We start from the raw sequence: 13,771 nt of genomic DNA, 5'->3' as shown, positions 1-13,771 counted from the left end.
GGGCGACTCGATGTCAGACGAGCCACCGGAAGCGCTGCACGAGAGGCAGCTTCTTCCACATGGCGCCGAGGCCCCAGGTGTCGCCGGCGTGGAGCACGGCGATCACGATCAGCGCGAGCGCGTAGACGATGTGGTAGTCGACGAGGGGGTTGGTGGATGCGGCACCCCAGGCGAACGGCCACTCGGCGAGATACATCAGGAGCATGACGAGGCTTCCGGTGACCGCAGCGACGCGGAGTCCGATCCCGGACATCACCGCGACACCGATGGCGAGCATGCCGCCCATGAACAGGACGTCGGCGAGCGGGCTCGCCATGCCCTGGAACCACGGCTGGAGCGGGCCGGTGACGGCGGGGCTGTTGAGGAAGCCCTGCGCCGGCGTGCCGCCGTTGATCCACGCCCGCTCGAACGGCGTCGAGAAACCGAGGCCGAGCAGCTTGTCGAGGAACGCCCAGAGGAAGATGAAGCCGGTCGCATAGCGCAGCGCAGCGAGGGTGCGGCGTCCGGTGAGCGAGGTCACGATCTCGTCCTGGCGGGCGATCGCCTGGGTGCGGGTCCGAGCCTCCGTGCGGGGAATGGCTGCGTGGACCGCGTGCGTGGTCATTTCTGTCTCCTTTATCGTATGTGGTCTGACCACATAACTATGTCGCGTTTGCTCCCCGCCGAACTAGGACTAAAGTCCTGATTCTGCATGCAGGTGCGGCGCACGTATCACCGCACCGGATTCCGGACAATCCCCGCGCCCCCGGCGCCGCGCGGTGCTTAGGTCGCCCCAGGAGGAGACATGACACACATCGACGAACTCGCCCGCCGCGCGCAGGAGACCGGCACCGTGATCGCCGTGGCGGAATCACTGACCTCGGGCAACCTCGCCGCGACGATCGGCGCCGCCGAGGGCGCCGGCGACTGGTTCGCCGGCGGGGTCGTCGCCTACCGACTCGAGACGAAGCACCGGGTCCTGGATCTGGCCGAGGGCATCGATCCCTGCTCCCCCGAGTGCGCCGAACAGCTGGCGCGGGCCGTCCGCGAGCTCACGGGAGCCGACCTCGCAGTGTCGGCGACCGGCGTCGGCGGACCGGAGCCCCACGACGGACATGAGCCGGGGACGGTCTACCTCGGGTGGAGCGCCGGCGACGACACCGGGCACGTGCTGCTCGAGCTCGACGGCGAACCCGAGCAGGTCATCGACGACAGCGTGAACGCGGCCGTGGGACTGCTCATCGATCGGATGCGAGACTGACCGCGGTCGCGCCTCACGCCGGCGAAAGCGGAGGCCGGTGCGCGATGGGCAACGGCTTGGTCGCCAGTGGCGATCCCGCCCGGCGCGACGCGGCATGGCGGGCGGCGATGGCGAACGCCGCCTCACCGATCGCGACGAACGTCTCCGTCCCCGCGGTCCCGCAGAGCCACACGACCTCGTAGACACCGTCGCGGCGCCGTTCGACGTAGGCGACGACGGCGTCGGCATCCGAGGCCGGGCGAGCGGGATCGCATACCCGCCAGGCATCCTCAGCGATCTCATCCCAGCGCAGTCCCGAGTATTGCATGATTCGAGCCTGCGTCGAGCAGCCACGGAACCCCAGGGCCTTGACACCACGCTCGACGGATGCGTCAGGCGGCGGCCTCCTGACGAATGCGCTCGAGGGTGCGCAACGTAGCCGATGTCCGAACCTGGTCGTCGTCGGGGGCGGCGCCACCGCCGACGAGCTCCACGAAACGAGCGACCTCACCGTCGAGAGTGTCGACGGGCGCCTCGGACGTCCACTCCGACTCGGGGCCGCCGGCCCCGACGCGCGTCACGCGGCGCGGGCTGGCCAGATGATCGATCAGGAGCGTCGCGCTCTCGCCCTGGATCTCGCTCGGCCGGACCGCGGTCGTGATCTTCGAGTATCCGACGTCGACGATCAGTCCCGGGTACCGCAGCACCGCGAGACCGGCGCCGTCCGCGCCGGTGGCGATCGTCACCGCCGACGCGGAGACCTCTGCGGGCTCGCCGAAGAGCAGGATGGCCGCATGCACGCCGTAGACGCCGAGGTCGGCGAGCGCACCTCCGCCCATCGCGGGGTCGAAGATGTTCGGCGTCTCTCCCGCCAGCACGGCGTCGTAGCGCGAGGACCGCTTGGCGTAATGGAACGAAGCGCGACGGAGGACTCCGAGCGACCCCAGCTGCTCGCGAACGGCCCCGATGCCCGGATCGTATGCCGTGCGCATCGCCTCGATCAGCACCACCCCGGCACGCCGGGCGCGGTCGACGAGGTCGTCCCACTCGGCGGCGGAGGCGACCGCGGGCTTCTCGACGAGCACGTGCTTTCCGGCTGCGATGGCGGCTGCGACCTGCGGTGCGTGCGCCGAGTTGGGCGACCCGATGTAGACCGCGTCGATACCGGGGTCGGCCAGGACCGCGTCCAGACCCGCGAACGCCCCGGCCACGCCCAGACGATCCGCGTACGAGCGCGCCTTCGCACCGTCCCGCGAGGAGACCGCGGCGACCTCGATGCCGGGGGTGCGGGATGCCGCGCCGATGAACGCGTCGGTGATGACGCTCGTGCCGACGGTCGCGATCCGGATCATGCCTTCAGCCTAGAAGGCCGCGGCCTCGGCTCCGAGCGCCGTCAGTGGCGCCGGGTCGAACGCAGCGTCTGCACCGCTTCGTCGAAACGCAGCGTCTGCCGCAATTCGACCGCGGCCGAGTACCACGGGCCGCCGAGCGCGACGAAGACGGCGCCGACCACGTCGATGAATCCGAGGACGACCTCGCCCTCGCGCACCTCGTAGCGGTCGACGTCGACGAGCTCCCAGCGGACATCCGCCTGCGCGCTCGCGGGCTCGGGGCGCCGAGTGGGTAGCTGACGAAGCGCTCCCGATGTGGCCAGGCGCACCGCGCTGGGCTTGCGGGCGATCGGTGACATATCCAGAACCATGACCACTCCTGTCGCTCTTCACCGAGTGTCGCGCCCCGGGCCCGCCGCACCTAGCCGCTTGACAGAAGTTCACGCGGGGTTTACGCACGAGCAACACGGCCTAACTAGTTCGCCTAACTAACCGGAATTAGTTAGGCCGGAACCCGCGATTAGCCTCGCGTCCGTGGGAACACTCGTTTACGGAAGCCAGGGGCGGACGTTCGACGTCGAGGACCGTCTGCTCGCGCACCTGCGGGTGGTCTTCATGAACAAGTTGCGACGCAACGAGCCCTTCATGTTCCATCGCTCGACCGACAGTGGGCTGTTCAGCGTCTGGGTGCATCCGGCGGTGCCGATGGTGTTCCTCTTCAGCGGCAGCCGACCGCCGACGATCAACCGGCACTGGGTCGAGGCGCTCATGCTCGAGGCGGGCGGGGCGAACGGCCTCCGTGTGATCCCGGAGCCGGCGACCGCCGACGCCTGACGACCCGCGTGCCTCAGCGGCACTCCTCGTCGACGGCCTCCGCGATCGCGTCGAGAAGGGTCGCCAGCTTGGCGGCGGTCTCCTCGTCGAGCCCGCGCGCGATGTCGCGGACACGGACCGTGAGCGGATCGACGCCCTCGACGTCGGCGTTGCGGTCGGTCGGGACGACGTACTTGCTCCGGCCGTCGTCGGGGTTCCGCTGAAACGCGACGAGTCCCCCGTCGTGGAGTCGCTTCAGCATCGTGGTGGCCGTCGGCGTCGAGATGCCGAGCGTCGCCGCGATATCGGTCGGAGTGACGCGCTTGCCGGCATCCGCACTGTCGTAGACGACGCGCATCGCGGCGCGCGCGGTCTCACTCGGACCGCAGTCGCTCTGCCGACGCCGAGCCAGACTGGCTTCGGCCAACCGCAGACGCTCGACCGCACGCGCGACGGATTCGGGCTCGGACGAACCGCTCACCATGGAACCTCCCGCAGACGACGATGATCCGTCCACTGTAAGAGCGCGGCGGATCGACGCACTTCCGCTTGACTCGGACACATCGCGACCCTAGAGACGCGGCGACAGGTCGGGCCGGGTGCGCACACCGAACTCGTGCCGCAACGCGCTCAGCGCCGCCCACCACCCCGCCAGGCCGTGCACACCCGGCCCCGGACTCGTCGACGACGAGCAGAGGTACACCCCCGTCATCGGCGTCCGCCACGGGTCGCGGGCGAGCACGGGCCGCGCGATCAACTGGTCGAGCGACGGCACACCGGCGGAGATGTCGCCGTCAGGGTAGTTCAGGTTACGGGTCGCCACCTGCCGCGCGGTCTCGGAGCGTGTGCCGAGGATCGTGTCGCGGAAGCCCGGCGCGAAGCGTTCGATCTGACGCACGATCGCCTCCGTGCGGTCGACGTCGCTGCCCGCGGGGACGTGCGTGTACGCCCACAACGTGTGGTGGCCGGCCGGCGCGCGGCTCTCGTCGAACAGCGACGGCTGGGCGACCAGCACGTATGGCGCATCGGGCAGGCGACCCGCCCGCACCGCGTTCTCCGAGGCCGCGATCTCCGACCGCGTGCCGCCCACGTGCACCGTGCCACTGCGCGCGATGTCCGGATCGCGCCACGGCACGGGCGCCGAGAGCGCGAAATCGACCTTCGCGACGGCGTCGCCATAGCGGAAGCGCTCGAGGCGGTGGCGGTAGCGCGCCGGCATCCGCTCACCCGACATCCCGATGAGGGCTCGCGGGGTGACATCCAGCAGAAGCGCACGCGCGGAGGGCAGCTCGTCGAGCGAGCTGATGCGGCGACTCGCGAAGAGCTGGCCGCCGTGGGCGCGGATGTCGTCGACCATCGCCGCGACGATGGCGCCACTGCCGCCCACCGGGATCGGCCACCCCCGAGCGTGGCCGTAGGTCGCGAGCGCGAGTCCGCCACCGGCCGCCGCGAGCGTGGGCAGACCCAGGATCGTGTGGGCCGCGACCCCCGACACGAGCGCCGGTGCGGCCTGCTCGCGGAACCGCAGGTTCCATGCCGCCGTCCCCTGTTCGAGGGTGCGAGCCCCGAACCAGGCCGCGGCGATCGGATCACCGGGCACGCGCAGCAGCGAGCCACCCGTGAAATCGGCGATCCCCCGCACGCGGTCGACGAGGGGGGCCATCAGTCGTGCGTATGCGCGGCCGTCGACGCCCAGGCCGTCGGCGGTGCGGTCGAGGTCGCGATAGGCCAGGGCCGCCCCACCGTCGAGCGGGTGCGCGTACGACACCTCCGGCACGACGAACTCGACCCGCCGACGGAGTCCGAACTCGCGGAAGAACGCTGATTCGAACGCGAGCGGGTGCACCGCCGAGCAGAGGTCGTGCCGGTACCCCGGAAGGGTGATCTCACCCGTCGCCGCGCCGCCGCCGAAGTGGTCCTCCGCTTCGAAGACGGCCACCCTCAGTCCCGAGCGGGCGAGGGTGACGGCCGCCGCCAGTCCGTTCGGCCCCGAGCCGACGATGACGGCGTCGTACTCGGTCGTCACCGTCCCGCGCCGCCCTCCGCCAGGTGCGCGAGCCGCCGGAGCGTCTCGGCGTTGCGCACGTGGAGGGGCAGATCGAGGAGCGGCTGCGGGATGAGGGAGCCCGGCCCCTCCGCGGCGACCTCCTGCAGCCGCACGACGCAGTCGTCGCCCCGCGGCTTGACGTCGATGGTGATGTGGGCCTCGCCGACCGGCCACCCTCGCGCCTGGAGCACCATGCGTCGGGGCGGGTCGAACTCGAGCACCGAGGTGCTGTCGTCGATCACGAAGGGCCACACTCCGAAGGAATGGTGCAGCTTCGAGCCCTTCTGCGGCCACGCTTCGCCGACGTCTCTCATGCGCGACGCGCCGACGACCCAGGCCGGGAAGAGCCAGCCGTCGTTCAGGACCGCGAAGACATCCTCGGGTGCACAGTGCATGAGCCGGACGTTACGCGACACGGCGGTCTCCTCTCCGGGGCGAGGTCACGGCTGCAGCACCACCTTGATGCAGCCGTCCTCCTTCTTCTGGAAAGTTTCGTAGAGGTCCGGCGCGTCGGCCAGCGGCGCGCGGTGGGTCGTCAGATCCATGACCCCGAGCGGGTCGGCGGGATCTTCCACGAGGGGCAGCAGGTCATCGATCCAGCGCTTGACGTTGCACTGTCCCATCCGCAGGCTCAGCTGCTTGTCGAACATCGTCTTCATCGGCATCATGTCGGCCTCGCCCGCGTACACGCCGCTGATCGACACGGTGCCGCCGCGGCGCACCAGGTCGATCGACGAGTGGAGCGCGGCGAGCCGGTCGAGTCCGCCGGTCTCCATGACTTTCTGCGCCAGGGCGTCGGGCAGCAGGCCCAACGCCTTGTGCACGGTCGAGACGGCCGGGTTGCCGTGCGCCTCCATGCCGACCGCGTCGACGACGGCGTCCGCGCCACGTCCGTCGGTGAGATCACGGAGCTCGTCGACCACCGAGTCGGTCAGGTCGAACACCTCCGCGCCGTGTCGTTCGGCCATCGCACGCCGCTCGGCGACAGGATCGACCGCGAGCACCCGGTAGCCGCGATGCGCGCCGACGCGAGCGACGAACTGCCCCACGGGACCGAGGCCCATGACGGCGAGCGTCCCGCCGTCGGGCACGTCGGCATACTCGACGCCCTGCCATGCGGTCGGGAGGATGTCGCTGAGGAACAGGTAACGGTCGTCGGGCAGGTCGGAACCGACCCGGATGTGGTTGTAGTCGGCGAGCGGCACGCGGAGGTACTCGGCCTGCCCTCCCGCAACCTGACCGTACAGCTTCGTGTAGCCGAACAGCGACGCACCGCTGCCGTACTCCGTCACCTGGGTCGTCTCGCACTGGGACTGCAGTCCCCTCCGGCACATGAAGCAGTGGCCGCATGAGATGTTGAACGGCACCACGACCCGGTCGCCGACCGCGAGGTTCGTCACCGCCGAGCCGACCTCGACGACGACGCCCATCGGCTCGTGGCCGAGCACGTCGCCGCGGTCGATGAACGGCCCGAAGATCTCGTAGAGGTGCAGATCCGACCCGCAGATCGCCGTCGACGTGATCCGCACGATCGCGTCCGTCGGCTCGAGGATCTCGGGATCGGGCACGTTCTCGACCGAGACGTTGCGGCGCCCCTGCCAGGTGAGTGCCTTCATCGCGCCTCCTCCGATCCGTCGCCGTCGGCTTCGGGCGTGCCGGGGCCGGGGCCGGGGCGCACGGCGGCGGTCTCGGCGATGTCGATGCGCGTCACACCATCGTGCTCGCTCGTCTCGATACGTGGTGCCGCGTCGGCCTCGGTCGAGCCGCCGGCGCGCAGCAGCTCTTCACGGCGGTCGTTCTCGTCGGTCAGGGGTTCAGATGAGTCGGACATGGGCCGACCGTAAGCACGTCGCCCCGACCGGGGCGAGGGGATGGCGACGACCTGGCAAGCGTGATAGCCAGGGGACGACAAGCCCATCCCGGAAGGAGACCGTCGATGTCGCGAGACGACGCGAAGCCCAGTCAGGCCGAAGGTGCCGACCCCGAACACCCCGACACGGGCGAAGCCCCGGAGGAGGCTACGGGACACCCCTCGCAGGCCGAGGGCGAAGACAGCTGACCACGAGATCAGCTGAACGCAATGAGCCAGGGGCCGGCATCCACCGAGGTGGAGCCGGCCCCCGGCATGTTCAGGCTCGTCAGGCGCTGCGTCCGGCGACGTCGTCGAGGGCGGCGGCGAGCAGGTCCATGACCTCGGCGGCGATGGCGGCCCGGTCGGCGTCGAGCTCATCGATGACGGTGACGATCGCGCGGTGATGGGCGGCGAAGGCGGCATCCACCCGCTCGATCGCCGCCTCCGTGGGAACGAGGTAGTGCGCGCGGCGGTCGCTGGGGTGCTGGACGCGTTCGACCAGGCCCTTCGATGCGAGGCGCTCGACGACGTTGGTCACGGTCGCGCTCGAGGTGGCGAGCATGACGATGAGGTCCTTCGGGCCCAGGTCGCGGCCGTCCCGGTGACCCTGGACGAGGTACCGCAGCGCCGTCAGGTCGATCGCCGACAGCTCGGACGCCCGCACGGCGAGACCCGCCTGCACCTGCTCGGCGCGCCGCAGGCGCAGCACGGCATCGCTCAACCGACGGCCGACCTCATCGCGGGGTTGGTCCGCGTAGAGATGAAGTCCTTCATGACGGACGACGTTCTGAGGCATCGGGTTGCCACCTCCTCACGAACAGCATCCTAGAACACTAGTCCGGCTTGACAGATTCTGTCTTTCACAGATCGTGAGATACATAAGATCTAAGAATTGACAGGAAGTGTCTTGTCTGGCTAGATACTTAACGAGGGAACCAACACTTTCCTCTCTCATCGACGATCTCAGGAGGACAGCATGGGACAGCTCCACTACGGAAACTCCGACACCCGCATCGAGATCCCGGACCGCCTGCTCGCGCACCTGAAGGTCGTCATCGCGACCAAGCTCCGGCGCAACGAGAGCTTCATGATGTCGTGGACCGGCGACGGAGGTCGTTCGTCGATCTGGCTGCAGCCGTCGATCCCCCTGCGCTTCGTCTTCGGAAGCGCCGACATGGAGGTCCTCAACCCGGCCGCTGTCCGCGACATGGCCAACGCCGCGACGTCGTCCGCCGGTCTCATCGTGGCTCTCGATCAGGAGATCCCCGAGGCCCCGCAGCGGGAGCTGCGCCCCGTGACCGCCGGAGTGCCGCGGCTGAAGGTCCCGGCCTGACCCGCACCGCACCGCACACTTCACGCCGTCGTCGGTCGTTCCTATAATCGGAACGTCCGGCGGCGGCGTTGCCGTCGGTGCTCGAAAAATGGGCACGAAGCGGCATCCGCGCGTGAGACACATACGGCCTCCATCACCGTCCCGTCTCGAAAGGCATCGCCATGCCCTCCGTCTCCGCGCATGTCTCCGCAGTCCTCGCCCGACACGTATCGCACGTCTTCGGCGTGATGGGCAACGGCAACGCCCATCTGCTCGATGCACTCGAGCGTTCGCCCCGCGTCACCTTCACCGCGCTTCGCCATGAAGCCGGCGGCGTGGTCGCCGCCGATGCCCACTACCGTGCCGGCGGCGGCCTCGCGGCAGCGACCGCGACGTACGGCGCGGGCTTCACGAACACCCTGACGCCGCTCGCCGAGGCGGCTCAGGCACGCACCCCGCTGGTACTGGTCGTCGGCGACGCGCCGACGTCGGGACCGCGCCCGTGGGACGTCGACCAGATCGCCCTCGCCTCGGCGGTCGGGGTCCGCACGTACACGGTCGGCCGAACGGATGCCGCCGCCACGACCATCATCGCGATCGAGCACGCCCTCGCGTACTCCGCCCCCGTCGTCCTGGCGATCCCCTACGACGTCGCGAAGGCCGACGCCGGGCCGCTGACCGACACGCCCGAGCCGCGGCACAGCGCAGCACCGGCTCCGACCACACCGTTCGCGGCGGGCACGGTCGCACAGATCGCCCGCGCGCTCGCGACGTCGCAGCGCCCCCTCATCCTGGCCGGCCGGGGCGCCTGGCTCGCGGGAGCGGGACGAGCACTCGGAGACATCGCCGACGCCACCGGCGCCGTGACCGCGACCACCGCGCTCGGACGCGGCCTCTTCCCCCGCCCGGAGTTCGACCTCGGAGTCACGGGCGGCTTCGGCGCCGAGGGCGCGATGCACCTCATCCGCGAAGCCGATGTCGTGGTCGTCGTGGGCGCGTCGCTGAATCAGTTCACGATGCGGTTCGGCGCCCTGTTCTCACCCGGGACGACCGTCGCACAGATCGACACGGCCCCCACGGCGACGCATCCGCATGTCGGGCTCTACGTGCGCGCCGACGCGGCCCTCGCCGCCCGGGCGATCGCCGACGAGCTCACCGCGATCGGTGCTCCCGCGAGCGGCTGGCGCGAATCGCTCGACATCGCCGACCTGCGCGACCACCACCCCGGCGACGCTCTCGCCCCCGATGGGCGCCTCGACCCCCGGTCCGCCGCGCGGCGGATCGGAGAGCTGCTGCCCGAGGACCGCGTCGTCGTGTCGGACGGCGGACACTTCATCGGGTGGGCGAACATGTACTGGCCCGTGTCGTCGCCCGACCGGATGATGATGGTGGGCACGGCGTATCAGTCGATCGGACTCGGCTTCCCCTCCGTCCCCGGCGCGGCTCGCGCCCGCCCCGACGCGACGATCGTGCTGACGACCGGTGATGGCGGCGGACTCATGGCCGTCAGCGACCTCGAGTCCGCGGTGCGGGTCGCGGGCGGCCGCGGCCTCGCGGTCGTGTGGAACGATCGCGCGTACGGCGCCGAGGTGCACCTCTACGGCGCACAGGGCCTCGCGCCCGCCCCCATGCTCATCCCCGAGGTCGACTTCGCCGCGCTGTGCCGCGCTGTCGGCGGTGAGGGCGTCGTCGTGCGCGCACTCGACGATCTCGACGCCCTCGCCCGGTGGCGCGATCGCCCCGCCGATGAGCGGCCGTTCCTCCTGCTCGACCTGCGGGTGTCGGCGCAGATCCGTGCGCCGTACCAGGAGGAGATCCTGCGCGTGAACTCCTAGCGCGGCAGCAGTGCTGCCGCGAAGAAGCGGGCGAGCTCGTCCGTCGCGGTCAGCGGCAGCACGGCGGCCACATACTGGTCGGGGCGGACAACCACGACGACCCCGTCTCGCGAGAGCCCCCGCTCGTCGAAGATGTCGGAATCGTGCCACGCGCTCGGCGCCGCGGCGAACACCTTCTCCCAGTCCGTCAGGCCGAGCGGGCCCGTGCTCGGACGGAAGACGTCGGGCACGAGCGGCAGCTCGATCTCGTCGTACCGCTGCTGGTACACGACCTTGACGTCGAACACCGCATCGACGTCGGCGCCCGCGGGGGTGTGCACGGACACCGGCGACACCGGCGACGCCAGCCACCGCGCGAAGTCGTCGAGGGCCGAGGGCGCGCCAGGCAACGGGGCGTCGGCGAACGCGTAGATGCGCCACCGCCCGTCGGCGCGGGCATGGTGACCGAGGTGGACCGCGTTGCCGTCGGCGACGCGCGCGACCTCGACCGAGGCGAAGCGCATGCCGATCGGGAAGCCCGAAGCGAGCTCCTGGTGGGCGCCGTCGGCGACGATCACCGACGGTGCGTAGCGCGTTCGGAAGCCCGAGGGGAACTCGGCCGTCGCCAGGTAGTGCGTCGCGAGGTCTTGCGGATCAGTGATCTCCTCGGGCTTTCGCGCCATGAGGGCCGACCACTCCCGGTCGAAGTCGATGAGCTGCTGCGCGACGGGGCGCCGCTCCGCTGAGTACGTGGACAGCAGCGACGGCGCAGCCAACCCCGTCAGGACATGACCGAGCTTCCACCCGAGGTTGAACCCGTCCTGCATGGAGACGTTCATCCCCTGACCGGCTTTCGCGCTGTGGGTGTGGCAGGCATCACCGGTGAGGAACACGCGCGGCGCACGCTCGGCCCCCGCCGGGACGTCGTCGAAGCCGTCTGTGACACGGTGTCCGACCTCGTAGACGCTGTGCCAGGCGACTTCCTTCACGTCGATCGAGTACGGATGCAGGATCGCGTTAGCTCGCCGGATGATCTCGTCGATCGGCGTCTGCCGCACACGGTGGTCGTCGTCGGGGGCCACCGCGCCGAGATCGATGTACATGCGGCTGAGGTAACCGCCCTCCCGCGGGATGTGCAGGATGTTGCCGGCGGCCGAGTTGATCGCGCACTTGATCCGCCAGTCGGGGAAGTCGGTGTTCACCAGCACATCCATGACGCCCCACGCGTGAGCGGATGCCTCACCGACGTGGACCCGCCCGATCGCGTCGCGCACGCGGCTGCGCGCACCGTCGCACCCCGCGACGTACTTCGCGCGGATCGTGCGCTCCTCCCCCGCCCGCTCTCCCGTGAGATGACGGACGCGCGCCTCGACGGGGAAGTCGCCCTCGTCACCGACCGTCAGCCCGAGGAACTCGACGCCGTAGTCCGGCACGACGCGCCCCGGGCCCTGCGCCGCAGCCTCGGCGAAGTAGTCGAGCACGCGCGCTTGATTGACGATCAGGTGCGGGAACTCGCTCATTCGCAGCGCGTAGTCCTCGGTGCGCATGGTGCGCACGATGCGCACCGGGTCGGCAGGGTCGGGCGCCCAGAAGTTCATCCAGCCGATGTTGTAGGCCTCGGCCATGATGCGCTCGGCGAACCCGAAGGCTTGGAAGGTCTCGACGCTGCGCGGCTGGATGCCGTCGGCCTGCCCCAGCTCGAGTCGCCCGACCCGGCGCTCGATCAGGCGGACGTCGACGTCGGGGAACTGCGACAGCTGCGCCGCCAGCAGCATCCCCGCCGGTCCCGAGCCGACGATCAGGACGTCGGTCTCATCGGGCAGCTCAGCCGAGCGGTGCAGCCCGCGACCGGCCGCGGGCTGCACGCGGGGATCCCCCGAGACGTAGCCGTGATGGTGGAACTGCATCGCGCCCCCTCCTCGCCGCCGCGCTCAGCGTCGACCGATGCCGACGATCGGGCTGACCGACTGCTCGGCCTCGTGGTCGGGGTCGAGCGGGATGCCGCTGCGATCGCGCAGGAGCAGCGTCGCGACGAGCCCGAGGACCGTCATCCCGGCCAGGTACCACGTCACCGACATCGTCGAGCCCGTCGCCTGCACGAGCGCCGTGGCGATGGTCGGCGCGAACGCGCCGCCGAGAATGGCGCCGATGGCGTATGAGATCGAGACCCCCGAGAACCGGATGGATGCCGGGAAGAGCTCGGCGTACAGCGCGGCCTGCGGGCCGTACGTCAGGCCCAAGCCGATCGTCAGGATCGCCAGCCCGGCGAAGAGGAGACCGATGCTCCCGGTGTTCACGAGCGGGAAGAGGGCGAACACGCCCGCGAGCTGGAGGATCCAGCCGGCGATGTAGGTGGTCCGGCGCCCGATCCGGTCGGAGAGGAACCCGGCGATGAGCGTCGTGATGAGCCAGGTGACCGCCGAGCCGGCCACCGCCCACAGCACCGGCTCGCGGTCGAAGGCGAGGGGGCCGTCGGGGTTCGTGGCGTAGTTCTGGATGTATCCGCCGGTGGTCATGTAGCCGACGGCGTTGTTGCCCGCGAAGACGAACGCGGCGATGATCACGAGCGCGGCGTGCTTGCGGAACAGCTGCACGATCGGCATCTGCGCCTTCTCGCGGCGCTCGGCGAGCTCGGTGAACACGGGGCTCTCCTCGACGCGGCGACGCACGTACCAGCCGACGAGGATGAGCACCACGCTCAGGAGGAACGGCACCCGCCAGCCCCATGCGAGGAACGCGTCTCCCGGAGCGATCATGGCCATGAGCGCCATGACTCCCGATGCGAGGAGCAGCCCGAGCGGCACGCCGATCTGCGGCGACGCCCCGAACGCACCGCGGCGCGTCTTGGGGGCGTGCTCGACGGCCATGAGCACCGCGCCGCCCCATTCGCCGCCCGCCGAGATGCCCTGGACGATGCGCAGCAGCACGAGGATGACGGGAGCGGCGAGACCGATCGTCTCGTACGTCGGCAGCAGGCCGATGAGAGCGGTCGCTACGCCCATCAGGATGAGTGTCCACATCAGCACGAGCTTGCGCCCGAGCCGGTCGCCGAGGTGCCCCGCGAGAAAAGCTCCGAGGGGGCGGAACAGGAAGCTCACGCCGACGGTGGCGAAACCGATCAGCGCGCTGTTGGCGCCCAGCGGCGCGAAGAAGAGCTGGCCGAACACCAGCCCGACCGCCGTGGCGTAGATGAAGAAGTCGTACCACTCGACGGTGGTCCCCACGACGGTGGCGAACACCACGCGGCGCCGGTCGGCGGTGGTGGCGATCGTCCCGGTGGGGGTGAAGCCGCTTCGCGCGGCCGGGCCGGGTGTGGATGTGGGGGTGCTCATCTTCGTGCTCCCGAGGTGTCGACGTCGTTGTCTGCAGCGTTGTTCTGCTGG

17 protein-coding genes are annotated in these 13,771 nt (G+C 70.3%); 5 read left to right on the top strand and 12 right to left on the bottom strand.

The window, feature by feature from the left end:
- Nucleotides 1–13: 13 nt before the first annotated feature.
- Entirely contained in the window at nucleotides 14–604 is a 591-nt protein-coding gene (locus QUC20_RS03180; protein WP_289330929.1) for a DoxX family protein, read from the bottom strand.
- 180 nt (nucleotides 605–784) lie between these two features.
- Between QUC20_RS03180 and QUC20_RS03175 the strand changes: the two genes are divergently transcribed.
- On the top strand, nucleotides 785–1,240 hold the full coding sequence (locus QUC20_RS03175; RefSeq protein ID WP_120263405.1) for a CinA family protein: 456 nt from the start codon (nucleotides 785–787) through the stop codon (nucleotides 1,238–1,240).
- A 13-nt stretch (nucleotides 1,241–1,253) separates the two neighbouring features.
- Here QUC20_RS03175 and QUC20_RS03170 read toward each other — a convergent pair whose 3' ends face one another.
- The 3 genes from QUC20_RS03170 to QUC20_RS03160 form a co-directional block, all read right to left on the bottom strand.
- On the bottom strand, nucleotides 1,254–1,547 hold the full coding sequence (locus QUC20_RS03170) for a hypothetical protein (RefSeq protein ID WP_289330928.1): 294 nt from the start codon (nucleotides 1,545–1,547) through the stop codon (nucleotides 1,254–1,256).
- Between the two features lie 64 nt (nucleotides 1,548–1,611).
- On the bottom strand, nucleotides 1,612–2,571 hold the full coding sequence (locus QUC20_RS03165) for a Gfo/Idh/MocA family protein (protein WP_289330927.1): 960 nt from the start codon (nucleotides 2,569–2,571) through the stop codon (nucleotides 1,612–1,614).
- 41 nt (nucleotides 2,572–2,612) lie between these two features.
- On the bottom strand, nucleotides 2,613–2,921 hold the full coding sequence (locus QUC20_RS03160) for a hypothetical protein (protein ID WP_259455241.1): 309 nt from the start codon (nucleotides 2,919–2,921) through the stop codon (nucleotides 2,613–2,615).
- Nucleotides 2,922–3,084: 163 nt separating this feature from the next.
- On the opposite strand from QUC20_RS03160, the gene QUC20_RS03155 reads away from it, so the two are divergent.
- Nucleotides 3,085–3,384, top strand: a complete 300-nt coding sequence (locus QUC20_RS03155; protein WP_120263409.1) for a DUF7882 family protein — start codon at nucleotides 3,085–3,087, stop codon at nucleotides 3,382–3,384.
- Between the two features lie 13 nt (nucleotides 3,385–3,397).
- On the opposite strand, the gene QUC20_RS03150 is transcribed toward QUC20_RS03155, so the two are convergent.
- The 5 genes from QUC20_RS03150 to QUC20_RS03130 form a co-directional block, all read right to left on the bottom strand.
- Nucleotides 3,398–3,844 carry a MarR family winged helix-turn-helix transcriptional regulator gene (locus QUC20_RS03150; RefSeq protein ID WP_183045307.1) on the bottom strand — a complete coding sequence of 149 codons (447 nt, stop codon included), beginning with the start codon at nucleotides 3,842–3,844 and terminating at the stop codon, nucleotides 3,398–3,400.
- Nucleotides 3,845–3,934: 90 nt separating this feature from the next.
- Entirely contained in the window at nucleotides 3,935–5,389 is a 1,455-nt protein-coding gene (locus QUC20_RS03145) for a phytoene desaturase family protein (protein WP_289330926.1), read from the bottom strand.
- The gene (locus tag QUC20_RS03140) at nucleotides 5,386–5,826 is read right to left on the bottom strand and encodes an SRPBCC family protein (protein ID WP_289330925.1); all 441 of its coding nucleotides are present in this window, start codon (nucleotides 5,824–5,826) and stop codon (nucleotides 5,386–5,388) included. Before QUC20_RS03140 ends, QUC20_RS03145 begins: the two co-directional genes overlap by 4 nt.
- Before the next feature lie 24 nt (nucleotides 5,827–5,850).
- Nucleotides 5,851–7,026, bottom strand: a complete 1,176-nt coding sequence (locus QUC20_RS03135; RefSeq protein ID WP_120263413.1) for a zinc-dependent alcohol dehydrogenase — start codon at nucleotides 7,024–7,026, stop codon at nucleotides 5,851–5,853.
- Nucleotides 7,023–7,241, bottom strand: a complete 219-nt coding sequence (locus QUC20_RS03130; RefSeq protein ID WP_120263414.1) for a multidrug transporter — start codon at nucleotides 7,239–7,241, stop codon at nucleotides 7,023–7,025. Before QUC20_RS03130 ends, QUC20_RS03135 begins: the two co-directional genes overlap by 4 nt.
- A gap of 105 nt (nucleotides 7,242–7,346) precedes the next feature.
- Between QUC20_RS03130 and QUC20_RS03125 the strand changes: the two genes are divergently transcribed.
- The gene (locus QUC20_RS03125; protein ID WP_023952386.1) at nucleotides 7,347–7,469 is read left to right on the top strand and encodes a hypothetical protein; all 123 of its coding nucleotides are present in this window, start codon (nucleotides 7,347–7,349) and stop codon (nucleotides 7,467–7,469) included.
- A 79-nt stretch (nucleotides 7,470–7,548) separates the two neighbouring features.
- Here the strand turns inward: QUC20_RS03125 and QUC20_RS03120 are convergent, their stop codons facing one another.
- Nucleotides 7,549–8,058, bottom strand: a complete 510-nt coding sequence (locus QUC20_RS03120; protein WP_120263415.1) for a MarR family winged helix-turn-helix transcriptional regulator — start codon at nucleotides 8,056–8,058, stop codon at nucleotides 7,549–7,551.
- 180 nt (nucleotides 8,059–8,238) lie between these two features.
- Here QUC20_RS03120 and QUC20_RS03115 point away from each other — a divergent pair, with 180 nt between their 5' ends.
- Together QUC20_RS03115 and QUC20_RS03110 are read left to right on the top strand one after the other, a co-directional pair.
- A complete protein-coding gene (locus QUC20_RS03115; RefSeq protein ID WP_120263416.1) occupies nucleotides 8,239–8,595 on the top strand; it encodes a DUF7882 family protein in 357 nt (118 codons plus the stop codon).
- 161 nt (nucleotides 8,596–8,756) lie between these two features.
- Nucleotides 8,757–10,409 (top strand): thiamine pyrophosphate-binding protein, encoded by a 1,653-nt coding sequence (locus tag QUC20_RS03110; RefSeq protein WP_289330924.1) that lies wholly within the window; start codon nucleotides 8,757–8,759, stop codon nucleotides 10,407–10,409.
- Here QUC20_RS03110 and QUC20_RS03105 read toward each other — a convergent pair.
- Both QUC20_RS03105 and QUC20_RS03100 read right to left on the bottom strand, forming a co-directional pair.
- Nucleotides 10,406–12,295 carry an FAD-dependent monooxygenase gene (locus QUC20_RS03105; RefSeq protein ID WP_289330923.1) on the bottom strand — a complete coding sequence of 630 codons (1,890 nt, stop codon included), beginning with the start codon at nucleotides 12,293–12,295 and terminating at the stop codon, nucleotides 10,406–10,408. The two genes, QUC20_RS03110 and QUC20_RS03105, sit on opposite strands and share 4 nt — an antisense overlap.
- Before the next feature lie 24 nt (nucleotides 12,296–12,319).
- The gene (locus QUC20_RS03100) at nucleotides 12,320–13,720 is read right to left on the bottom strand and encodes an MFS transporter (protein WP_289330922.1); all 1,401 of its coding nucleotides are present in this window, start codon (nucleotides 13,718–13,720) and stop codon (nucleotides 12,320–12,322) included.
- Between the last annotated feature and the right edge of the window lie 51 nt (nucleotides 13,721–13,771).

Origin of the sequence: Microbacterium arborescens (genome assembly GCF_030369635.1) — a bacterium.
Taxonomy (GTDB): Bacteria; Actinomycetota; Actinomycetes; order Actinomycetales; family Microbacteriaceae; genus Microbacterium.
Note: the sequence above shows the minus strand (reverse complement) of the source record. Positions and strands in the feature narration are given on the sequence as shown.

Coding starts and splice junctions, on each gene's coding strand:
- QUC20_RS03110 (WP_289330924.1), top strand. CDS start 8,757: ATGCCCTCCGTCTCCGCGCATGTCTCCGCAGTCCTCGCCCGACACGTA.
- QUC20_RS03160 (WP_259455241.1), bottom strand. CDS start 2,921: ATGGTTCTGGATATGTCACCGATCGCCCGCAAGCCCAGCGCGGTGCGC.
- QUC20_RS03125 (WP_023952386.1), top strand. CDS start 7,347: ATGTCGCGAGACGACGCGAAGCCCAGTCAGGCCGAAGGTGCCGACCCC.
- QUC20_RS03130 (WP_120263414.1), bottom strand. CDS start 7,241: ATGTCCGACTCATCTGAACCCCTGACCGACGAGAACGACCGCCGTGAA.
- QUC20_RS03105 (WP_289330923.1), bottom strand. CDS start 12,295: ATGCAGTTCCACCATCACGGCTACGTCTCGGGGGATCCCCGCGTGCAG.
- QUC20_RS03165 (WP_289330927.1), bottom strand. CDS start 2,571: ATGATCCGGATCGCGACCGTCGGCACGAGCGTCATCACCGACGCGTTC.
- QUC20_RS03135 (WP_120263413.1), bottom strand. CDS start 7,026: ATGAAGGCACTCACCTGGCAGGGGCGCCGCAACGTCTCGGTCGAGAAC.
- QUC20_RS03175 (WP_120263405.1), top strand. CDS start 785: ATGACACACATCGACGAACTCGCCCGCCGCGCGCAGGAGACCGGCACC.
- QUC20_RS03170 (WP_289330928.1), bottom strand. CDS start 1,547: ATGCAATACTCGGGACTGCGCTGGGATGAGATCGCTGAGGATGCCTGG.
- QUC20_RS03115 (WP_120263416.1), top strand. CDS start 8,239: ATGGGACAGCTCCACTACGGAAACTCCGACACCCGCATCGAGATCCCG.
- QUC20_RS03100 (WP_289330922.1), bottom strand. CDS start 13,720: ATGAGCACCCCCACATCCACACCCGGCCCGGCCGCGCGAAGCGGCTTC.
- QUC20_RS03180 (WP_289330929.1), bottom strand. CDS start 604: ATGACCACGCACGCGGTCCACGCAGCCATTCCCCGCACGGAGGCTCGG.
- QUC20_RS03120 (WP_120263415.1), bottom strand. CDS start 8,058: ATGCCTCAGAACGTCGTCCGTCATGAAGGACTTCATCTCTACGCGGAC.